This window comes from Mesorhizobium sp. M0189, assembly GCF_040322135.1.
Lineage (GTDB): Bacteria > Pseudomonadota > Alphaproteobacteria > Rhizobiales > Rhizobiaceae > Mesorhizobium.
Genome location: NZ_JAMYSW010000006.1, coordinates 110259 through 130121, shown reverse-complemented (window position 1 = coordinate 130121; position 19863 = coordinate 110259). Strand labels below are relative to the sequence as shown.

General features: G+C 63.1%; 21 protein-coding genes. 13 read left to right on the top strand and 8 right to left on the bottom strand.

Translation table 11 applies throughout. From position 1 onward, the window contains the following. Positions 1-34: 34 nt before the first annotated feature. Both NKJ09_RS13980 and NKJ09_RS13975 read left to right on the top strand, forming a co-directional pair. On the top strand, positions 35-1048 hold the full coding sequence (locus tag NKJ09_RS13980) for a ribonuclease T2 family protein (RefSeq protein WP_352495160.1): 1014 nt from the start codon (positions 35-37) through the stop codon (positions 1046-1048). A gap of 74 nt (positions 1049-1122) precedes the next feature. After that, positions 1123-1737, top strand: coding sequence for a hypothetical protein (locus NKJ09_RS13975; protein WP_352495161.1), 615 nt, complete (start codon positions 1123-1125; stop codon positions 1735-1737). A gap of 28 nt (positions 1738-1765) precedes the next feature. On the opposite strand, the gene NKJ09_RS13970 is transcribed toward NKJ09_RS13975, so the two are convergent. Further along, positions 1766-3061, bottom strand: coding sequence for a GGDEF domain-containing protein (locus tag NKJ09_RS13970; RefSeq protein WP_352515712.1), 1296 nt, complete (start codon positions 3059-3061; stop codon positions 1766-1768). Positions 3062-3302: 241 nt separating this feature from the next. Between NKJ09_RS13970 and ettA the strand changes: the two genes are divergently transcribed. From ettA to NKJ09_RS13940, 6 genes are all read left to right on the top strand, one after another. Beyond that, positions 3303-4952, top strand: coding sequence for an energy-dependent translational throttle protein EttA (gene ettA / locus NKJ09_RS13965; RefSeq protein ID WP_023720834.1), 1650 nt, complete (start codon positions 3303-3305; stop codon positions 4950-4952). 59 nt (positions 4953-5011) lie between these two features. After that, positions 5012-5260, top strand: a complete 249-nt coding sequence (locus NKJ09_RS13960) for a DUF6290 family protein (RefSeq protein WP_352495163.1) — start codon at positions 5012-5014, stop codon at positions 5258-5260. A gap of 252 nt (positions 5261-5512) precedes the next feature. Next, entirely contained in the window at positions 5513-6310 is a 798-nt protein-coding gene (tam, locus tag NKJ09_RS13955) for a trans-aconitate 2-methyltransferase (RefSeq protein ID WP_352495164.1), read from the top strand. A gap of 115 nt (positions 6311-6425) precedes the next feature. Next, positions 6426-6761 (top strand): hypothetical protein, encoded by a 336-nt coding sequence (locus tag NKJ09_RS13950; protein WP_352495165.1) that lies wholly within the window; start codon positions 6426-6428, stop codon positions 6759-6761. A gap of 121 nt (positions 6762-6882) precedes the next feature. Next, positions 6883-8004 (top strand): beta-ketoacyl-ACP synthase III, encoded by a 1122-nt coding sequence (locus tag NKJ09_RS13945; RefSeq protein ID WP_352495166.1) that lies wholly within the window; start codon positions 6883-6885, stop codon positions 8002-8004. A gap of 141 nt (positions 8005-8145) precedes the next feature. Next, the gene (locus tag NKJ09_RS13940) at positions 8146-8763 is read left to right on the top strand and encodes an MOSC domain-containing protein (RefSeq protein ID WP_352495167.1); all 618 of its coding nucleotides are present in this window, start codon (positions 8146-8148) and stop codon (positions 8761-8763) included. Positions 8764-8989: 226 nt separating this feature from the next. Here NKJ09_RS13940 and NKJ09_RS13935 read toward each other — a convergent pair whose 3' ends face one another. Both NKJ09_RS13935 and NKJ09_RS13930 read right to left on the bottom strand, forming a co-directional pair. Then, positions 8990-9187 carry a hypothetical protein gene (locus tag NKJ09_RS13935; protein WP_023676715.1) on the bottom strand — a complete coding sequence of 66 codons (198 nt, stop codon included), beginning with the start codon at positions 9185-9187 and terminating at the stop codon, positions 8990-8992. Between the two features lie 147 nt (positions 9188-9334). After that, entirely contained in the window at positions 9335-9820 is a 486-nt protein-coding gene (locus tag NKJ09_RS13930; protein ID WP_352495168.1) for a thioesterase family protein, read from the bottom strand. A 119-nt stretch (positions 9821-9939) separates the two neighbouring features. On the opposite strand from NKJ09_RS13930, the gene NKJ09_RS13925 reads away from it, so the two are divergent. The 3 genes from NKJ09_RS13925 to NKJ09_RS13915 all read left to right on the top strand — a co-directional run bounded on the left by NKJ09_RS13925 (position 9940) and on the right by NKJ09_RS13915 (position 16248). Continuing rightward, positions 9940-11352 carry an FAD-binding oxidoreductase gene (locus NKJ09_RS13925; protein ID WP_352495169.1) on the top strand — a complete coding sequence of 471 codons (1413 nt, stop codon included), beginning with the start codon at positions 9940-9942 and terminating at the stop codon, positions 11350-11352. A gap of 104 nt (positions 11353-11456) precedes the next feature. Beyond that, complete coding sequence (locus tag NKJ09_RS13920; RefSeq protein ID WP_352515711.1) at positions 11457-11978, top strand: hypothetical protein; 522 nt, start codon at positions 11457-11459, stop codon at positions 11976-11978. A 115-nt stretch (positions 11979-12093) separates the two neighbouring features. Next, positions 12094-16248, top strand: coding sequence for an AsmA family protein (locus NKJ09_RS13915; RefSeq protein WP_352515710.1), 4155 nt, complete (start codon positions 12094-12096; stop codon positions 16246-16248). 11 nt (positions 16249-16259) lie between these two features. On the opposite strand, the gene NKJ09_RS13910 is transcribed toward NKJ09_RS13915, so the two are convergent. Continuing rightward, positions 16260-16505 (bottom strand): winged helix DNA-binding protein, encoded by a 246-nt coding sequence (locus NKJ09_RS13910; RefSeq protein WP_023720825.1) that lies wholly within the window; start codon positions 16503-16505, stop codon positions 16260-16262. Here NKJ09_RS13910 and NKJ09_RS13905 point away from each other — a divergent pair. After that, complete coding sequence (locus NKJ09_RS13905) at positions 16389-16661, top strand: CBS domain-containing protein (RefSeq protein WP_245278655.1); 273 nt, start codon at positions 16389-16391, stop codon at positions 16659-16661. The genes NKJ09_RS13910 and NKJ09_RS13905 overlap by 117 nt on opposite strands. A gap of 3 nt (positions 16662-16664) precedes the next feature. Here NKJ09_RS13905 and NKJ09_RS13900 read toward each other — a convergent pair whose 3' ends face one another. From NKJ09_RS13900 to NKJ09_RS13885, 4 genes are all read right to left on the bottom strand, one after another. Further along, positions 16665-16886 carry a ribbon-helix-helix domain-containing protein gene (locus tag NKJ09_RS13900; protein WP_023720823.1) on the bottom strand — a complete coding sequence of 74 codons (222 nt, stop codon included), beginning with the start codon at positions 16884-16886 and terminating at the stop codon, positions 16665-16667. 17 nt (positions 16887-16903) lie between these two features. Next, positions 16904-17107 carry a DUF4169 family protein gene (locus NKJ09_RS13895; RefSeq protein WP_023720822.1) on the bottom strand — a complete coding sequence of 68 codons (204 nt, stop codon included), beginning with the start codon at positions 17105-17107 and terminating at the stop codon, positions 16904-16906. Between the two features lie 18 nt (positions 17108-17125). Then, on the bottom strand, positions 17126-17662 hold the full coding sequence (locus NKJ09_RS13890) for an SspB family protein (RefSeq protein ID WP_023676707.1): 537 nt from the start codon (positions 17660-17662) through the stop codon (positions 17126-17128). 134 nt (positions 17663-17796) lie between these two features. Continuing rightward, positions 17797-18480 (bottom strand): TetR/AcrR family transcriptional regulator, encoded by a 684-nt coding sequence (locus NKJ09_RS13885; RefSeq protein WP_352495172.1) that lies wholly within the window; start codon positions 18478-18480, stop codon positions 17797-17799. 167 nt (positions 18481-18647) lie between these two features. Here NKJ09_RS13885 and NKJ09_RS13880 point away from each other — a divergent pair, with 167 nt between their 5' ends. After that, entirely contained in the window at positions 18648-19853 is a 1206-nt protein-coding gene (locus tag NKJ09_RS13880) for a multidrug effflux MFS transporter (protein ID WP_023676705.1), read from the top strand. Positions 19854-19863 lie beyond the last annotated feature (10 nt).

Sequence of the window (19863 nt, the reverse complement as noted above, 5' to 3'; positions counted from 1 at the left end):
TCTAGCTTGCGGCGTGAATACGAGGAGTGCCGGAATGCGGATTTGGGCGATATGGGGGGCGGTGTTTCTTGCGTTTGCTGGCGCAAGCGCGGCGCGGGCCGATGTGAAGATGACCGGCTCTTTCGTCGCCGATGCCGCCTGTCCGGCAACGCAGGCGATCAAGAGCGGCAAGAATCCCCGCAACGTCTCGACCGCGGCTGGCCAGAGTTACGATCTGCTGGCCGGCAACAAGGACGCGCCCACGCACTATCTCATCCGCGTTCCGGGCGCCGATCCGGAGCGCCGCTGGGTTAAGATCAGCTGCGGTCACGTTTCGGGCGGCAGCGCGTCGACGATACCGGCTGCACCGGCGCCTGCCGAGCCGAACAAGCCATCGGCGTCCGGAAAGCCGGAATATGTCTTCGCGCTGAGCTGGCAGCCGGCTTTCTGTGAGACCAAATCCAGCAAGACCGAATGCCGGGCGCAGACCGCCGCCGGTTTCGACGCGACCCACTTCACCTTGCATGGGCTGTGGCCGCAACCGAATGGAAATTTCTATTGCCAGGTCGCGGCAAGCGACAAGGCGAACGACGATCCGGCACATTGGCGGGATTTGCCGCCGGTCACGCTGGACCCGAATACGCGATCGGAACTCGACCAGGTGATGCCGGGCACCGCATCCGCCCTCGAAAGGCATGAATGGATCAAGCACGGCACCTGCTACGGCAAGAGCCAGCAGGAGTATTTCTCCGACGCTTTGAACCTGATGCAAGCGGTGAACGCGTCGCCGGTGCGCGATCTCTTCACCAGGAACGTCGGCAAGCAGCTGACGTCCGATCAGATCCGCAGCACCTTCGACAGCGCCTTCGGCAAAGGCGCGGGCGAGCGGGTCCGCGTATCCTGCGTGGTCGATCCTTCGAGCGGCAGGCGGCTGATCGACGAGCTGACGCTCGGCCTGGCCGGCCCGATCGCTTCGAACTCTTCGCTCGGTGCGCTGCTGCTTGCCTCGGCACCGACAGCCAAGGTGGGTTGTCCGAAGGGTACCGTCGACGCCGTCGGGTTCCAGTAAACAGGCCGAACGCGACTGTCGCCTTGCGCCGGGGGTGGTATGGTCTTGAAGGCACACATTCGTAGGGGGTGGCGATGAGTGGCATGACGAACGGGGCGCTGGCGCGGCTGGCGTTCTGGGCCAGGGGCATGACGGCGATCCGAGACGGCCATATGGAATGGCCGGGCTTTTCCTACACCGAAGTGGAGTGGGCGCGCATGACCACGCTGGCCAAACCGATCGGCGGCGGCACCTACCAATTGTTCACGCTGGTCAACGCGGCGATCTTCATCGCCATCGCCGCGCTCGGGACCTTCTGTGTCTTCCTGCCGCTGGCGACGCTGCTGTTCCCGGTACCACCCGAAACCAGTGCGCTCAAGTTTTCGCTGCTCCTGGCGGCATGCGCCTTGCTGATCATCGGCATCGGCTTGCCGATTTCGCTGCGTCTCTCGACCGCGCTGGTCGCGCCGAAGGCAATGCGGGCCGCGCTTGTCTCCGTGCCCGGCGACCAGATGCTTGCGGCAAAAGTGTCATGGCAGATCAACCGGATCACGCTCGTGCTTTGCGGCCTGCTGGTGCCGGGCATTCTTCTGTTCATCGCCTACGACATCGATGCCGGCCCGGTCATCGCGGCAATGAAATGGCTGGCGATCGGGTTGATGGCGGTTTCGGTTGCGATCGGCGCATGGCAGCGGCGCAAACAATCCTGATTGCGCCAATCCGAGACCAGAGTGAGAGTTACGCGCCGGCGCTGCGCTCCGGCCTGTTCCATGTGTTGCGCCCGTCTGCTTCGTTGCCACCCGGTTCGCCGACAACGCGATCGCGTCCGGTCGATTTGGCCTTGTAGAGACGCTGGTCGGCCAGCGCAAAGAGATCGGCAAGGCAACGCGTCGTCTCGCTGACCGTCGAGATGCCGGCGCTGACGGTGATGTCGAACCGGCTGGTGCTCGCAGACGTCTTGACCGCTTGCCTGACGGTTTCGCCCAGCAGTCTGGCGAGCGGCTGTGGACGCCAGCAGAGGATGGCGAATTCCTCACCGCCGATCCTGAACAATTGATCTTCGGTCCCGACAAGTTCGCCAAGCAAAATCGCCAGGGCTTTCAGCACCTTGTCCCCCTCGGCGTGGCCGAAGCGGTCATTGATCGATTTGAAGTGGTCGACATCGATGATCAGCAGGCTGAGCGGCTTGGCGGTCCGTAGGCTGGTTGCCACGGAGGCCTCGCCATCGCTGTCGAAGCGACCCCTGTGCAGTAGGCCGGTGAGGCCGTCGCGACCGACGTGCTCGATCAGCGCCTCATAGCGCTCGCGATAGGTCAGCGTGTCGAAAATGTCGGAAAGCCCGCGCGGCGCCGGCACCTGCCGCGCCTCGAACCATCTGATGTAGGCGACCAGCATGGTGCTGTAGACCAAGGCCGCTGCCACCTTGGCGAACCAGCCGCCGAAGAACACCGCGACCGGCGCCCCGGTGACGAAATGCAGCGCCGTGAAAAAGCCTGCCTGGTCGAAGGTGAGCACGCACGCGACGGAGACCAGGATGCGCGTGAAAAGCGCCTTGCGCAGATATTTGCCGAGCTTTTCATAGAGCAGGATGATCAGGATGGCGTCGACGAACAGCAGCGAAGTGCCCCACACCATCAGCCAGCCCATCTCGTCGATGAAGCCGATGTCGGGAAGCTTGCCGTCGGGCAGCGGTGCGATGTCGTGCAAGCGCAGGATCAGCACGAGCCCGATCATCAGGGCATTGCCGAGCAGCAGGCCGTAGATGGGCTGGCGGACGGTTGCCGCGTCCTCTTTGATGTAGAGCAGGAGAAGCATGACCAGCTTGCCGGAAAACAGCACAGCCGAACCCGGCGACACCATGCCGAACGGCAGCGCGACGTAGAAGACGCTGGCGAGGTAGGTTTCCAGGAAATGCATAACGCCAAGCGTGCAGACAAAGACGCCGAGGCCGATGCGGCCCCTGAACCGGAAAAGCGTGACCATGATGCCGAAATAGAGAACCGCTTCGGCAAAAAGCAGGAAACTGTTCAGCACGGCCCGATCTCTCTCCCCGAAATCGCGGCTGCCAGCGATTTCCCATCCAACACTGTTTTGACGCGGAATGGTTAACCCGAGCTTTCGCCCGGGCGCCGGCACGAAATGAAGCGGCTAAGCGATTACGGTGCGACCAAATCCGCCTGGGGCCAAAACTGTTTGCCGTTCGGGGCCGCATCGCTTACATAGCCCCCAACTTCCATTCAATCCGACATCAGTCGACTTTTCAGGGAAAGCGCGCGTGGCACGCCAGTTCATCTATCACATGGCCGGCCTCAACAAGGCCTACGGCACCAAGAAGGTGCTCGAGAACATTCATCTGTCCTTCTACCCGGACGCCAAGATCGGCATCCTCGGCCCCAACGGCGCCGGCAAGTCGACGATTCTCAAGATCATGGCCGGCATCGACAAGGAGTGGAGCGGCGAGGCCTGGCTGGCCGAAGGCGCGACCGTCGGTTACCTGGCGCAGGAGCCGGCGCTCGATCCGAACAAGAATGTGTTCGAAAACGTCATGGAAGGCGTTGCCGCCAAGACCGCGATCATCGAGCGCTACAACGAATTGATGATGAACTATTCCGACGAGACGGCGGACGAGTCGGCCAAGCTGCAAGACGAGATGGACCGGCTCAATCTGTGGGATCTCGAGCAGCAGGTCGAGATGGCGATGGAGGCACTCGGCTGCCCGCCCAAGGAGGCCGATGTCACCAAGCTGTCGGGCGGCGAACGCCGTCGCGTCGCGCTCTGCCAGCTCTTGCTGCGCCAGCCCGACCTTCTGCTGCTCGACGAGCCGACCAACCATCTCGACGCCGAGACGACGGCGTGGCTGGAAAAGCATCTGCGCGCCTATCCGGGCGCGGTGATGATCATCACCCACGACCGCTACTTCCTCGACAATGTCACCGGCTGGATCCTCGAGCTCGATCGCGGCCGCGGTATCCCGTACGAAGGCAACTACACCAAATATCTCGAAGCCAAGGCCAAGCGGCTCAAGCAGGAAGGCCGCGAGGACGATGCGCGCCAGCGGGCAATCGGCCGCGAGCGCGAGTGGATCCAGTCCAGCCCGAAAGCCCGGCAGACCAAGTCGAAGGCCCGTATCCAGGCGTTCCAGGATCTGCTGGATGCGGCCGACAAGCGGCGTCCGAGCGATACGCAGATCGTCATTCCGCATGGCGAGCGGCTCGGCAATGTGGTGATCGAGGTCGAGGACCTGTCGAAGGGCTTTGGCGACACGCTTTTGATCGACGATCTCGAATTCAAGCTGCCGCCCGGCGGCATCGTCGGCGTCATTGGCCCGAACGGCGCCGGCAAGACGACGCTGTTCCGCATGATCACCGGCCAGGAAAAGCCCGATGCCGGCACCATCCGCGTCGGCGAGACGGTCAAGCTCGGTTATGTCGACCAGAGCCGCGACGCACTCGACCCGACCAAGACCGTCTGGGAAGAGATCTCGGGCGGCGCCGAAGTGGTCAAGCTCGGCAAGTTCGAAGCCAACACCCGCGCCTATTGCGCGTCGTTCAATTTCCGCGGCGGCGATCAGCAGCAGAAGGTCGGCAACCTGTCCGGCGGACAGCGCAACCGCGTGCATCTGGCAAAGATGCTGAAGACCGGCGGCAATGTGCTGCTGCTCGACGAGCCGACCAACGATCTCGATACCGAAACGCTGGCCGCACTTGAAGACGCGCTCGAGAGCTTCGCCGGCTGCGCCGTCATCATCTCGCACGATCGCATGTTCCTCGATCGTCTGGCGACGCACATCCTCGCCTTCGAGGGCGACAGCCATGTCGAATGGTTCGAAGGCAATTTCGAGGACTACGAGCAGGACAAGATCCGCCGGCTTGGGCCCGATGCCGTCAATCCGCACCGCATGACGTATAAGCGGCTGACGAGGTAGGGTCTCGATCCGTTGCGGGCGATCGTCGTTTGGCCTAAATTGATCGGATGGAGTTGCCCATGATCACGGTCAAATTGCCGCAAAAAGCCGAGAAGCTGCTGGCCGATATTGCCAGGGCCAGCGGCCGTACGATCGATCAGGTCGCAGTTGAAGCGATCCTCGAAACCATTGAGGATTGGCAGGATGCCAGGATTGCGGAGGAACGCCTGAGGGATGACGACGGCGTACGCATTCCGTTGGAAGAGGTGATCCGGAAGCTTGAACTTCGCGAAGTCGAGGAGCGGCACAAGAAACCTGCCGCTGAATGAGTTGGCAGGTCGAGTTTACGCGAGCCGAAAAAGACATTGAAGGGCTTTCACCGAAGGACTAGCGCCGTGTCCTAGAATTCCTGTATCAAAGAGTTTCTGTGCACCCCAATCCAAGAGCACTCGCCAAACGGCTGACTGGGACCAAGGAAGCTTGGCGGTTTCGCCTCGGCGACTACAGAATCATTGCCCAGTTTCAGGACAGCCGGCTCGTCGTGCTGATCGGGAGATAGGCAACCGTCGCGAGATCTATCGATGAATAACAGCATAGCGGCAAAGGCAAAACCCGACTGGTCCGCCGCACTCTACCTGAAATTCGAGGATGAGCGCACGCGGCCGGCGCGCGACCTCCTAGCGCAGGTGCCAGTGCCGGAACCGCGCCGGGTGGTGGACATTGGCTGTGGGCCGGGCAATTCGACCGAATTGCTGGTCGAGCGCTGGCCGCAGGCACAGATCAGCGGCTTCGATACCTCGCCCGACATGATCGAGAAGGCGAAGGCGCGCCTGCCCGGCGTCACCTTTGCCTTGGCGGACGCGGCGACGTGGCAGCCGGCCGAACCGGTCGACGTGATCTTCGCCAATGCAGTGTTTCAGTGGCTACCGGAGCATCCGGCTGTCTTCCAGCGGCTGATAGGATTTTTGGCGCCCGGCGGCGCGCTTGCCGTGCAGATGCCGGACAATATGGGCGAGCCTTCGCACCGGCTGATGCGGGAGACCGCGGCCGAGATGCCGTTCACTGAAAAGTTCGAGCGTGCGGCCCGCGCGCCGCTGCCGCCTGTCGCGTTCTATTACGACCTTTTGTCGCCATTCTCGGATCGGCTCGATATCTGGCACACGATCTACAACCATCCGCTGGCCGATGCCGAGGCGATCGTCGAATGGGTGAAGTCGACGGGGCTGAAGCCGTTCCTCGATCCGCTCGACGAAGGCGAGCGGCAGCTTTTCCTGAAGCGCTACACGGCCAGGATCGCCGAAGCCTATCCGAAAACGGCAAGCGGCAAGGTGTTGCTGCGCTTTCCCCGTGTCTTCATCGTGGCGCGGCGTTCTGCTTAGAAACTCTTAGCTACACCCAAAAACAGCCAGCAGCGGATGCTTGACCGGCTTTCGCCGTCATGCGCATCTCGCTGGGGCAGGGACGGCGGCCCTCATGGGCCATGGGGGGTGGATGATGACACTGAAAACGCTCATTTTCGGCGGCAGCATTTGTGCGGCCGCTGTGCTTGCCTTTTCGATATCGGCGCAGGCCAAGCGAGCGCGCTGCTTCACCAGCGATGACGGGTATTTCTCCTGCAGCTATCGGGCGCTGGATGATGCCGGCAGCTTTCGCATCTCGGCGCCGGGCTATCCGACTTACGTCCTGGAGATCGACGACCCGGGTTTTGCCTACGGCTATGTCAATCTCGGCCAGCGCAACGTGCCGCTGCCCGGACAATTCGTGCGCAGCAATGATGACGGTGCCTGCTGGAACAACCCGCAGACCAATACCAAGCTCTGCGCCTGGTAAAGACCCGTTCCAGGGACTTGATTTAAGCCGGCATAAACTGGCTAGGTGCAAAAAGAGGTTGCGCCGAGCTTTTGCGGCGTCGACATGAAGCCGCAACGCCTGCGCACGGGACGAACTGGAAATGCATCGCGTCATCATCAGCGGCATCGGCGTTGAAATCCCCGACGCGTCGATCACCAATGAGGAGCTCGTCGCCAGCTTCAACACTTGGGTGGACATGGAGAACGTCCGGCGCGAGGTCTCGGGCGAGCCGCTGCTGCAGAAATCGGACAGTGCCTTCATCGTCCACGCCTCGGGCGTCCAGACCCGCCATGTCATCGAACGGGAAGGCATCCTCGACCCGACCCGCATGGCGCCGCGCTTCCCGGCGCGGCCCGACGATGCGCTGTCGCTGGAGGCCGAGTTCGGCATCGCCTCGGCCAGCAAGGCGCTCGATCATGCCGGGCTGAAGCCTGGGGACATCGACCTGGTGATCTGCTCGGCCTCGCACCATCAGCGGCCCTATCCGGCTATCGCCATCGAAATGCAGCAGGCGCTGGGCACGAGAGGCGCCGGCTTCGACATGGGGCTTGGCTGCTCTTCGGCGGCGGTCGCATTGCACATTGCGGTCAATCTGGTGCGGGCAGGGGCGCATAAACGCGTACTGGTGACGACGCCGGAGATCATCACGGGCCACCTCAATTTTCGCGACCGGCAGACGCATTTCATCTTCGGCGACGCGTCCGTGTCGATGATCGTCGAAGGGCTCGCCCAGGGCGAGAAGCGGTCGGGGCGTTTCGAGGTGCTCGACACGCGTGCCTGGACGCAGATGTCGAACAGCATCCGCACCAATCTCGGTTACTATACCCGCGCCACCCAGGACGATCCGTACATGATCGATCTGGAAGGCAATCTGATCAAGCAGATCGGCAACAAGGTGTTCAAGGAAGTCACCGTCGCCGGCCACAAGTTCATCGTCGAATTCCTGGCCGAACACGGGCTGACACCGCAAGCGATCCGGCGCTTCTGGCTGCATCAGGCGAATGCGCGGATGAATGCCATGATCCTGAAATTGTCGTTCGGCCATGACGTCGACCATGACCGCGCGCCGATGGTGCTGGAGCGCCTCGGTAATACTGCCGCCGCCGGTGCCATCATCGCCCTGTCGGAGAACCATGCCGACATGAAGGCCGGCGACTACGGCCTGCTCTGCGCCTTCGGCGCCGGCTACTCGATCGGCGGCGCGCTATTGCGCATGCTTTGACCATTTCGGCGCGAACGGAACCAGCATCGGAACGCGCCGAGCAGAGTCGCATCAGTCCGCTTGATCGGAGCATCAGCGCTTTCGACTGGACCCGATGAGCTGACCGCGGCTAATTGCGCGTATCACGCGAGGAACGAACCCATGCTGGATCTTTTTCCCGAAGCCGAAACTCCGGTCGAGATCGTCCCGGCGCGAAAGCTCACCGCCAGGGTGGCCTCGCTCTATCTCGCACCATTCGATCATTTCGAGACACGGGCGGTGGATAAGTTGCAGCTTGGCTTCGACGGCATTGAAGGCGATTTCCACGCCGGCACGACGCGGCGCTCCGGCGGACGGGAACCCTGGTATCCGCGCGGCACCGAAATGCGCAACGAACGGCAATTGTCGATCGTCGCGGCGGACGAACTGGCAATCGTTGCCGAACGGATGGGCATCGCCGAGATCAAGCCGGAATGGATCGGCGCCAATCTCCTGATCGAAGGCCTGCCGCACCTCTCGATGCTGCCGTCCGGCGCGCTGCTGTTCTTCAAAGGCGGCGCGACTGTCAAGATCGACGCGCAGAACGGGCCTTGCCGCATCGCCGGGCGATCGGTCGCCGAAAATGCCGGGATGGCCGATCACGAGGCCGGCGCGCTGCTGTTCGCGAAAGCGGCGAAGCGTTTGCGCGGCCTCGTCGCCTGGGTCGAGAAGCCCGGCACGATCACGGCCGGCGAGGAGATTTCGGTGCGCGTGCCAGAACAGTGGATTTACCGGGCCTGAAGACTAAAATCTTAGAGGATCAGGGATTGTCTGTTTGTAGTTGGCTGCTGAAACAGCTTCCAATCCATCGCCTTGTTTGGCCGTTTTCTTTGTTCGCCGCAATTTCTTCACCGCAATTCTTGCAACGATAGATGCCGGAATTCGGTGGCTTGCTGCCTGGCGACCATTCGTTGTCGTAAGCAACGCTGTATTCTTGTGCCGCAAGCTCGGTGTTATCATAACAGTTTCAGGCGTGGCCGCGTTTCATCCGCGCCTGCTTAAGGATGGCGCGCCAGCGGATCATGGCGAAGGGGATCGGCTCGTTGTTGTTGGCGATGTGGAAGATCTCGTTGTTGAGGTTCTTCAGCGAGCGCCAGAAATCATAGTCGGTGATGCGTGGGTCAGCCGCCAGCCTGTCCGCCTCGACCTTGATGTCGGTTTTCATGCACGTTCCCCGAACCGCTGCTGCTCCGCCGCCCGTATCGCAACTCGATGCGGATGGTTTTCCAACGCCGCGCTGAGTCGTTCAACGTCTCAATTCGGCTTGTTCACGTTAAAACCTCGGTAAGGTTAACGGCGGTTGGGTTGCGGTTCAAGCCGGCTTACGACGAATACCGATCGAGCGGCCGGCGCGCTCCGGCATCGGCAGGGCGGCATGGGCGGCGCGCATCGCTTCCACCCTGGCAAGGACGTCGGCGGGGAAGGGCGCCACCTTCGGGCCAGCCATGTCGACATGCAGCGACAGCGTTTCGGACGTGGCGGCAAGCCAGCCGTCGACATGGCGGATTTCCTGATAGGCCCTCAGCCGCTTGTCGTCATGGTCGAGGAGCTGGAACGAGACCGTGACCTTGTGGTCGAGATGCAGCTCCTGGACGTAGCAGACATGGACTTCCGCGGTGTAGATGGTCAGCCGCCGTTCCCTCACATAGTCCATCCCCATTCCCATCATCTCGAAGGCTTCGTCGGAGCAACGGTCGAACAGCACGTTGTAATAGGCCATGTTCAGATGGCCGTTGTAGTCGATCCAGGCCTTCTCGATGTCCATGGCGCGAGAGACGAAAGGGGCGGGGATGGGCATCGGAAACTTCCTTCTCGTCATGCCGGGATGAGCGTGGACTGGACAGAGCGTGGTCGGTGAGACTACGCATCCCTAGATGCAGAACAAGGGTGGACGCTGGTCCATTCGCGGAGGAATCGATGGCTCTAAGCGACCTCAACCCGGTCGAACGCAACGAGGAAGGCATTGCCGCCGTGCTCGGCATCCTCAAGCAGCGGCTCGGCGAGCGCTTCCAGACCGGCCAGGCGATCCGCGCCCAGCACGCGCACACCACGACCTATATCCCGACGCAGGCGCCGGACGGTGTCGCCTTTGCCGAGACGACGGAGGAGGTGCAGGAGATCGTGCGTGCGTGCGCTGCACATCGCGTGCCGGTGATCGCCTTTGGCGTCGGCTCTTCGCTGGAAGGCCATACCAATGCGCCGGGCGGCGGCATCTCGCTCGATACGTCACGCATGAACCGTATCGTTGCAGTCAATCCGCAGGACCTCGATTGCACCGTCGAGCCCGGCGTGACGCGCGAGGACCTCAACCGGCATCTGCGCGACACCGGCCTGTTCTTTCCGATCGACCCGGGCGCCAACGCTTCGCTCGGCGGCATGGCGGCGACACGGGCGTCGGGCACCAACGCCGTGCGCTACGGCACGATGCGCGACAACGTCCTGTCACTGACGGCGGTGATGGCCGACGGCGAAGCGGTTACGACCGGAAAGCGCGCCAAGAAAAGCTCGGCCGGCTATGATCTGACGCGGCTGCTGATCGGCTCGGAAGGTACGCTTGGCATCATCACCCAGCTGACCTTGAAGCTGCAGGGCATTCCGCAGGCGATTTCGGGCGGCGTCTGCCCGTTTCCCAGCGTCGAGGCGGCCTGCAACGCGGTGATCGCGACCATCCAGATGGGCATTCCGGTGGCGCGCATCGAATTGGTCAATGCGCTGCAGATGCGAGCGATGAAGACCTATTCGAAGCTCGACTATCCGGAGAGCCCCTGCCTGTTCGTCGAGTTCCACGGCAGCGATGCCGGCGTTGCCGAACAGGCCGAGGCTTTCGGCATGATCGCCGAGGAAAATGGCGGCGGCCCGTTCCTGTGGACCAGCATCGCCGAAGAGCGGACAAAATTGTGGAAAGCCAGGCACGATGCCTACTGGTCATCGCTGACGCTGCGGCCGGGCGCCAAGGGCCTGTCGACCGATGTCTGCGTGCCGATCTCGCGCTTTGCCGAATGTGTCACCGAGACCGAGGCGGATATCGCCGAGATGGGCCTGATCGCACCGATCGTCGGCCATGCCGGCGACGGCAATTTCCATGTATTGGTGCTGATGGACGTGGACGACCCGAAGGAGATCGCATTGGCGGAAAAATTCGTGGCGCGGCTCAATATGCGCGCCATCGCCATGGACGGCACCTGCACTGGTGAGCATGGCATAGGGCAGGGCAAGATCGGCTTCCTGCGGCATGAGCTCGGTCATGGCGTCGACATCATGCGCACGATCAAGCAGGCGCTCGACCCGCTGAATATCATGAACCCGGGCAAGATATTGCCGGCCGAATAGTGGAAGAAGATCCAGATGGTCCCTGGCTTGACCGCACCACCATTTGGACCGAGACTCCAAGGACCTGAGAGGCAGGCAGGCGTCACAGACGGAGGAATGGTGTCATGGCGATTTCACGCAAGGAAGAGGCTCGGGCGCTGAGCGCCGACGAACATGCTCTCGTCGAGAAGTCGCACCATCCAGCGGTACAGCATCTTGCCGACGCCGAACTCGCCAACCTGGTCAAGCTCCTAAGGGAACGGCGCGACAAGGCCCAGACCGAGGCGCATCGCCGCCGCCGCGAAATGCGCGGCAAGGGTGCGCCAAAGGGCGCCGGCGCCTCGAAGGCCGATGAAGGTTCGCAGTTGAAGCTGGCGGTTCTGGCGATGACCATGCGGCGGCTCAATGGCGAGGCCGAACGCCGCCGCCAGTTGGCAGCGCGTGTTTCGCTGGTCGAGAATGCACGCAAGGCGCTGTCCATGAAGCAGGGCGCTGCGGCAGACGGTCCCGAGTTCAACACGCGCACCGCGCACAAAGGCATGCGCGCGATCGTGAGCCGGCGGCCCGAGAATCTGATCCGGCCGATGGAACTCGGCCGGCAGCGGCAGGCGGCAAAGGTGGCGCAGGCAAAGCGCGACGCGCGCTGAGTTTTCTTGGCCGCCTTCTTTTGCCCTGGACGCCTGTCTGGCGGGAATTGCCTCTTTATCGACACGCTGATGCGGGTAGAGTGCGGCTGATTTTCAATCAACCGCTTCGGAGTTCATGCTCGCACGCCTGTTCGTGATCTTCGGTGGGCTTCTCGTGCTGGTGCTGTGTGCGGCGCTGGTGGTGCCGTACTTTGTCGACTGGACGGGTTACCGTGCCGATTTCGAACGCGAGGCGAGCGCCGTTCTTGGCCGCAAGGTGACCGTGCGAGGCGATGCAACGGCAAGGCTGCTGCCGTTTCCCTCGGTGACCTTTTCCAACGTCGCCGTCGCCGGTGGCCCCAACGGCCAGCCGGCGATGACCGTCGAAACCTTTTCGATGGATGCAGAACTCGCGCCATTCCTGCGCGGCGAGGTGCTGATCTTCGACATGCGCCTGGTGCGGCCGAAGGCGACGATCGACATCGCCGCCGACGGCACGGTCGACTGGACGATACGGCCGTCCTCGCCGTTCGATCCCGGCCAGATCTCCATCGAGAAGCTGACGGTGACGGAAGGACAGATCGCGCTCAGCCACGCCGCCGGCGGCCGTAGCCATCTTATTTCCGAGATCAACTCGACGATCTCGGCCAAGTCTCTGGCCGGACCCTGGCGGCTGGACGGTTCGCTGTCGCTGGACGGGTTGCGGACCACGATCGCCGCTTCCACCGGCAAGGCCGAACCGGACGGGCAAATGCGGCTCAGGCTCAAAGCCGGTCCGGATGACTATCCGCTGGTCATCGAGACCGACGGCAATGTGGGCCTCGTCGAGGGCGCCGCGGTCTATTCGGGCCAGTTCAAGATATCGGGCGCAGACCAGACTGTAGCGCAGTTGCGCGGCACCGACGGCGAGGCAGTGAAAGTCAGCGCCGGCAAGCCGGATCCGGGGTTCAGGCTGAACGGCAAGTTTTCGCTCGACCACCAGGAGCTCGGCGTCGACGAATTCCGCTTCGAGACCGGACCGCTCGACAATCCCTACACCGCCGATGGCAAGGCTGCGGTCGACCTTGGGCTGAAGCCGCATTTCTCGATCGAGGCCAATGGCGCGCAGGTGCAGTTCGACGAGGCAGTGGGGGCGGCGGCCAGTGCCGGATTGACGCTGTCCGAGCGGGTGGCGGCGCTGGAGCAGGCGCTGCTCGATCTGCCGAAGCCGACCATACCGGGCACGGTCGAGGTGAAACTGCCGGCGGTGGTGGCAGGCGACACGACGATTCGCGACGTGCATCTGTCCGCCGAACCGGCCGAGGGCGGCTGGGCGGTAAAATCGCTGGCCGCCACGCTGCCCGGCCGCGCCAAGCTGGAAGCCAATGGCATGGTCAGCGTCGAGGATCATTTTGGATTCACCGGATCGCTGCTTCTGGCCGTGGCGCAGCCCTCCGGCTTTGCCGCCTGGCTGTCGAAGGACGTCGACGAGGCGATCCGCCGCTTGCCGGCCGCTGGCTTCAAGGCAAAAGTAGATTTGAGTGAAAAACACCAGGCCTTCAGCGATCTCGAACTCATCCTCGGCAAGGCGAAGTTCTCCGGCCGCATCGATTCCACCCAGCCCGAAGACACAAGGCCATCGGTGCTGATGCAACTGGAAGGTGGCGAACTCGACGTCGATGGGCTCGCCGCCTTCGCCTCGATCTTCGTCAGCGACAAGGGCGCCAACCGCTTTTCCGACCGCGACCTCGATTTCCAGATCAAGGCCGGGCCGGTCAGCGCAGGTGGGTTGACCGCCGATAGCGTCGACACCGCGCTTAGATTGCGCGACGGGCTGCTTGAGATCGACCGCCTGTCGGTCGGCGGACTTGCCGGCGCCTCTATCAGCGCCACCGGCCGGATCAAGGACTTCCCAGCGAGCCCGACCGGCAAGCTCGACGCCTCGGTGGTCGCCGTCGACCTCAAGCCGCTGATCGACGTCGCCGTCCGGCATTATCCGGACAATGCGGTGCTGAAGGGGCTGGCGGCGCGCGCCGCTGCCTATCCGGAGCTGTTCCAGGATGCGCGTATCGACGCCGTCACGAGTGCCGCAGACAATGGCGACGGTACGACTGGACTGGCAATGAGCGCACAGGGCAGGGCCGGTGGTTCGGCCTTTTCGGCGTCGCTGTCCGGCAAAGGGGCGCTCGACCGGCCCCTCGAAGCGCCGGTGACGTTGACCTTCAATGCCCGGAACGCCGACGCCACCGCACTTCTGGCGCTTTACGGGTTGCCGGCGCTGCCACTCGGCATGCTCGGCGAGGCGACCACCGACGTCTCGGCCAAAGGCACACTTGGCGGCGGCCTGGCGACACGCTTCAGCCTGGCCGGCAACGACTTCAAAGCTGGTTTCGACGGGACAGTTGCCGACACGCCTCAGGGCGCGGCCGCCAAGGGCAAGGTCAGCCTGGAAACGGCCGACATCGAGCCATGGCTGATGACGACCGGCGTCGGCCTGCCTGGCATGGGGACCGGCATGTCGACGTCGCTTGCTGCCGATGCCGACTACGGCAATGGTCTTTTGGTGCTGAGCGGCCTCAACGGCGCCGTCAACGAAGCGGCGGTTTCCGGTGACGTAAATATCGACGTCAAGGAGGGGCTGCCGCATCTTGCCGGCGCGCTGTCGCTGGACGAGCTGGACCTCGATCCGATGGCGATGATGCTGTTCGGCGACCAGGCCTTCCTCGTCAATGACGGGGCCTGGCCGACGGCACCGTTCAGCCAGAAATCCAGTTTGCCATTTACCGCCGATCTCGATCTGACGGCGGCGTCGCTTGCCGCCGGCCCGCTTGCCACCGCCTATGACGCTGCGCTTTCGCTGCAGCTCGACCAGGAGGGCATTCGTGTTTCCGACCTCAAGGCAAAATTCCTCGGCGGCGAGTTGAGTGGCCTGTTCGAGCTCAAGAACAATGACGGCACCGGGCTTTTCTCCGGTCAGATGAAACTCGCCGGCTCCGATCTGGCAGCCGTGCTGCCGGAGGCCGGTTTCAGCGGAAGCGGCGATTTCTCGACGGCGCTTTCGACCAGCGGCAAATCGGTCGACGCGATGGTCGCGGCGCTGTCCGGTTCCGGCACGGCGACGCTGAAGGGCATGACTATTGCCGGCTTCAATCCCGATGCCTTTGGCGCATTCATCGCCAAGGCCGACGCGATAGGGCGCGATATCGACGCGTCGAAGACTGCCGGCTTCGTGCCGCAGATCGCCGCGGCGGGAAGTTTTCCGGCGCAGGACACCGATATTGCCTTCACCATCGCCGGCGGCACGCTGAGGGCGCCACCGGTCAAATTCGAAAGCCCGGGCGCGACGCTGTCCGCCGACATCACCGCCGATCTGAATACCAGCACCGTCGATGCCAAGGGCGAGATCGCCTACCGACCCGGCGACGAGGCGCTGGTCGGCTCCGAACCAATTTTGAATTTCAGCGTCGACGGTCCGTTCGGCGCCATCAAACGGCAGTTCGACAGCGAGCCACTGGCACAGTTCCTGACCCAGCGTGCGCTGGAAAAGGAGCAGCAGCGGGTCGAAGCCATGCAAGCCGCGCTGCTCGAGAAACAAAGGCTGCGGCGTGAGGTGCGCTACTACGCTGCCCTGCAAACCGAGCGTGAAAGAGCGGCGGAGGAACTGCGCAGGCAACAGGAAGCAGCGCGGCTGAAGGCCGAGGCCGACGCCAAGGCAAAGGCCGAAGCTGAGGCGCAGGCCCAAGCCGAAGCGGAGGCGAGGGCGCAGGCTGAAGCCAAGGCGAAGGCTGAAGCGGACGCTAAGGCACAGGCCGAAGCCGAGGCTCAGGCCCAAGCCGAAGCGGAGGCCAGGGCGCAGGCTGAAGCCAAGGCGAAGGCTGAAGCGGACGCCAAGGCAAAGGCCGAAGCTGAGGCGCAGGCCCAAGCCGAAGCGGAGGCCAGGGCGCAGGCTGTAGCCAAGGCGAAAGCGGATGCAGCGGCGAAGGCCGAAGCCGAGGCCAGGGCGAAAGCCGAGGCGGCTGCAAAGGCCAAAGCGGATGCCGAAGCCAAAGCCGAGGCGGCGCAACAGGCTGCCGAGGAAGCAGCGCAGGCCGAAGAACAGCAACGCCAGAGGGCGGAAGAGGCGTTGCGGATCGCCTCGGAAGAGAAGGCAAAGCTCGACGCCGAACGCAAGGCCGCGGCGGAGCAAGCGCAGAAAGCAGAACGTGCGCCACCGGCCGCAAATAACGTGCCACCCTCAGTGCCGCCCCCGCCAAAGCTCAAGTTCGATCCCTCGTCGATCGACGATCTGCTAAAATCGCTGAATGGCGGGTGACGGCGCATCCCTTATGCGCCGCGTCCAGCAAGCAAGCGCTTCAGCATCGGCTCGATCCGCCCGAGTTCGTCGAGATGAGCGGCTGACAGATCGGCGAGACTGTCGTCGGCGCGGTCGGTCAGCCGCAGCAGCACGCGGCGGTGGTCCTCCTCGTAGTGGTCCCTCGCGACGAGCCCGGCTTCGCAAAGACGGTTGCCTATCCGGATGAGTATCTCGAGGGCCCCTCCGACAAGCTGCTGATGGCGAACGTGTCCCATTTGCCCGTCGTCACGCGAGAAAATGCGCGGCTGGTGGGCTATGTCGGCTGGAAGGACCTGATGCGTGTCAGATCGAAGAAGCAGGCCGAAGAACGCGACCGCTCGGCTTTGCTGGGCTTCCGTATCCGGCGCAGGAAACAAAATAGCGTTGCCTGAAGGCTACAACTTGCGGCGCTTGGCCCAGTCCAGCACATAGAGCCTGAGCGCCGAGGAGAGGTTCGCATCGCGCGGGCGGCTCTCGTCGATTTCGGCGACAAGCGCGGCGAGCGTCAATTTTCGCGCGGCCGCGATGGCGACCAGGTCGTCGTAAAAAGGCTTTTCGAGCGAATAGCTGGTGCGGTGGCCGCGAATGGTGACCGAGCGCTTTTCGACCGGGCTCACGCGACCGCCCTCACACTTCAAGCATCGGATTTGTCCGAATCGCCCGATTTTTCCCGGCGATGACTGGCGACGAATTTGTCGGCCTTGTCGGCGATCAGGCGGTCGCGATCCCGGCTGGTTTTGGAACGGCCATGCAGCGCCCGGTTCTGTTCGGCCAGGCGCTCCTTCTCGGCTCGCGCCTTCTGCTTGCGTGCCTGACGGAGATTGACGATCTCGGCCATGTCACGCCGCCCGTCGGGTCACTTCTTGCGGAAGGCGTCGAGCGACACCACGTCGGCCCCCTTGGCGCCGGCGTCGGCCGCGGCAGGCTTCTTTTCCGCCTCAGCGGTTTTCTTCTTCGTCTCAGGCTTTTTCTCGGCGACGATGGCCAGCGGCTCGGGAGCAGGCTTGGCCTTTGTCTCCTGTTCAGCCGGGGTATCCGTCTTGACGTCGAATTCGAGCTCGAAGTTGACGGACGGATCGTAAAAGCCGCGTACGGCCGAGAACGGGATTTCCAGTTTCTCCGGCACGTCGGAAAACGACAGCCCGACCTCGAAGCCGGTGTCGCTCACCTTCAGGTCCCAATATTGGAACTGAATAACGATGGTCATCTGTTCGGGATAGCGTTCGCGCAGCCGCGAAGATACGCGCACGCCCGGCGCGCCGGTGAGAAATGTGATGAAGAAGTGATGGTTGCCTGGGAGACCGGTGCGCGCGACCTCGGCCAGGACCTTGCGCATGACGCCGCGCAACGCCTCCTGGGCCAAAATGTCGTAGCGGATGTGGTCGTCGGCCATGTGGCTGTCGGCTTCCGTTGAATCGTCCTGATAGCTGTAATCAAGCTTGAGCGCGGCGTAAACCGGATATAGATCGCCTGCGTGCGGAAGCGAAGCCCATTGGCGACGATTTGATCGTCAAACGGCTTTGACCGTCAAGCGCTGGCGAGCGCGCCCTGCTTACGAGCCACAGGCTGCCGCTTGCCGAAGGCGCGCAGGAAGGTGCGCACGCCATTTGTCGCTGACTGCACCACCTCGTCCTCGGTTGGTGCGCCGCCGAGCATGAACGTCGTCTGCAACTCGGCATTGGCAAGCGCCATGAACTGGCGCGCTGCGACATCGGGATCGTCGATATCAAGGAAGCCGGCATGAGCGAGGCGGGCGAAACGGGCGGCGATCGCCGGCCATGTCCTGCCCGGTCCTTCTTCGCGCCATTCGGCGAACAACTCGGGATAGCGCCCGCCCTCGGTCTGGATCAGCTTGCGCAGGAATTTGCCGTCGCGGTTGCAGATGCAGTTGTGATTCATCCGCACAGCAAAGGCGATGAGGTCGGCTTCGAGATCCTTCGGCTGATCGGGAAAAGTGGAAATCGTGGCAAAGATGCCGGCGTTGCAACGTTCGGTGAGGTCGCGGACGATGGCAACGAAGAGTTTTTCCTTGTCGCCGTGATGATTGTAGATGGTCTGGCGGGAGACGCCGGCCTCGGCGGCAATCATGTCGATATTGGCACCGGCGAAGCTTTCGCGGCAGAAGACCGAGGTGGCGGCATCGACAATCGACATCCGCTTGGCCTCATGGCCCCGTGGCGGGAAAATGTCAGGAGAAACGTTGGCCTTCATGCAAAACTATATAGAGGTGGTTGACGAATTAGACAAGCCTGTCTAAATTTGTGGACTGCACGAAGGGAGTTTCGTTCCGCAGAAGAGTCGGAACTCCATGGGATGGAACGTCCTAGGGTTACGCGCCGGTCCTCGGCGGCAACCAGAATTCGAAAGAGCCTGCTATCATGAACGCCAAATTCCTCCGCATTGCGGTCGTGCTCGGCCTATTGTCCGCGATCGGCCCGTTTGCCATCGACATGTATCTTCCGGCCCTGCCGTCAATAGGCGAGGATCTGCATGCCGGCACTGCCGCGGTGCAGATGAGCCTGCTGATCTTCTTTCTTTCCATGGGCTTCGGCCAGATCGTCGTCGGACCGATCTCCGACATGGTCGGCCGCAAGCTGCCGCTCTACGGCGGCCTGGCGCTGTTCATGGTCGGCGGCGTCGGCTCGGCGCTGGCTCCCTCGATCGAATGGCTGATCGCCTTCCGTTTCCTGCAAGGGCTCGGCGCCAGCGCCGGCATGGCCGTGCCGCGCGCGATCGTTCGCGACCTGCATACCGGCACCGAGGCCGCCAAGTTGATGTCGCTGCTGATGCTGGTGTTTTCGGTGTCGCCGATCCTGGCGCCGCTGACCGGTAGCCAGATCATCGAGAACTTCGGCTGGCGCGCCGTGTTCTGGACGGTGACGGGCGCGGCCGTGCTCGCCACCATCCTGCTGGCGACCTCTCTCAAGGAGACGCGGCCGGTCGAAGAGCGCGCCGGTTCGTCCTTCGGGACGGCACTTTCCGGCTACCGCTTCCTGATGGGCGACCGCAACTTCCTTGGCCTGACGGCCATCGCCGGCTTCGGCATTGCGAGCTTCTTTGTCTATCTGTCGAGCTCGTCCTTCATCCTGATCGACCATTATGGCCTGTCCCCTTCGGTTTACAGCGTGTTCTTCTCGATCAATGCGGTTGCCTTCATCGGCATGTCGCAGCTGACCGGGTTGCTATCGGAGCGGTTCGGGCTGCAGCGCGTGGTGCGCGTCGCCGTGACCGGCTATGCGACGACGATGGTGGTGCTGTTTGCGGTGATGGCATCGGGTGTCGACCGGCTCGACGTAATGGCGGCGCTGCTGTTCATCGGCTACGGTTTCCTCGGCCTGGTTATCCCGACGACGTCGGTGCTGGCCATGGAAGAGCATGGTGAGATCGCCGGCACGGCGTCGGCGCTGATGGGCACGCTGCACTTCGCCATCGGCGCGGTCGCCATGGGTGTCGCCGGCGTGTTCTTTGACGGCACGCCGCTGCCAATGGTGGCGGGCATCACGCTGTGCGCGGCGATCTCCTTCACACTGGCCAAGATAACGCTCGGCCGCAGCCGGGACGTTGCGGAAGCGCCGGCGGAGTAAGCTTCACCTA

Bases quoted from the DNA above. Each gene is read 5' to 3' on its own strand.
- NKJ09_RS13895 (WP_023720822.1), bottom strand. From the start codon at position 17,107: ATGGCCGAGATCGTCAATCTCCGTCAGGCACGCAAGCAGAAGGCGCGA.
- NKJ09_RS13975 (WP_352495161.1), top strand. From the start codon at position 1,123: ATGAGTGGCATGACGAACGGGGCGCTGGCGCGGCTGGCGTTCTGGGCC.
- NKJ09_RS13945 (WP_352495166.1), top strand. From the start codon at position 6,883: ATGCATCGCGTCATCATCAGCGGCATCGGCGTTGAAATCCCCGACGCG.
- NKJ09_RS13980 (WP_352495160.1), top strand. From the start codon at position 35: ATGCGGATTTGGGCGATATGGGGGGCGGTGTTTCTTGCGTTTGCTGGC.
- NKJ09_RS13930 (WP_352495168.1), bottom strand. From the start codon at position 9,820: ATGCCCATCCCCGCCCCTTTCGTCTCTCGCGCCATGGACATCGAGAAG.
- NKJ09_RS13915 (WP_352515710.1), top strand. From the start codon at position 12,094: ATGCTCGCACGCCTGTTCGTGATCTTCGGTGGGCTTCTCGTGCTGGTG.
- NKJ09_RS13885 (WP_352495172.1), bottom strand. From the start codon at position 18,480: ATGAAGGCCAACGTTTCTCCTGACATTTTCCCGCCACGGGGCCATGAG.
- NKJ09_RS13935 (WP_023676715.1), bottom strand. From the start codon at position 9,187: ATGAAAACCGACATCAAGGTCGAGGCGGACAGGCTGGCGGCTGACCCA.
- NKJ09_RS13940 (WP_352495167.1), top strand. From the start codon at position 8,146: ATGCTGGATCTTTTTCCCGAAGCCGAAACTCCGGTCGAGATCGTCCCG.
- NKJ09_RS13950 (WP_352495165.1), top strand. From the start codon at position 6,426: ATGACACTGAAAACGCTCATTTTCGGCGGCAGCATTTGTGCGGCCGCT.
- NKJ09_RS13890 (WP_023676707.1), bottom strand. From the start codon at position 17,662: ATGGCCGACGACCACATCCGCTACGACATTTTGGCCCAGGAGGCGTTG.
- NKJ09_RS13960 (WP_352495163.1), top strand. From the start codon at position 5,012: ATGATCACGGTCAAATTGCCGCAAAAAGCCGAGAAGCTGCTGGCCGAT.
- NKJ09_RS13920 (WP_352515711.1), top strand. From the start codon at position 11,457: ATGGCGATTTCACGCAAGGAAGAGGCTCGGGCGCTGAGCGCCGACGAA.
- NKJ09_RS13925 (WP_352495169.1), top strand. From the start codon at position 9,940: ATGGCTCTAAGCGACCTCAACCCGGTCGAACGCAACGAGGAAGGCATT.
- NKJ09_RS13910 (WP_023720825.1), bottom strand. From the start codon at position 16,505: ATGGGACACGTTCGCCATCAGCAGCTTGTCGGAGGGGCCCTCGAGATA.
- NKJ09_RS13880 (WP_023676705.1), top strand. From the start codon at position 18,648: ATGAACGCCAAATTCCTCCGCATTGCGGTCGTGCTCGGCCTATTGTCC.
- tam (WP_352495164.1), top strand. From the start codon at position 5,513: ATGAATAACAGCATAGCGGCAAAGGCAAAACCCGACTGGTCCGCCGCA.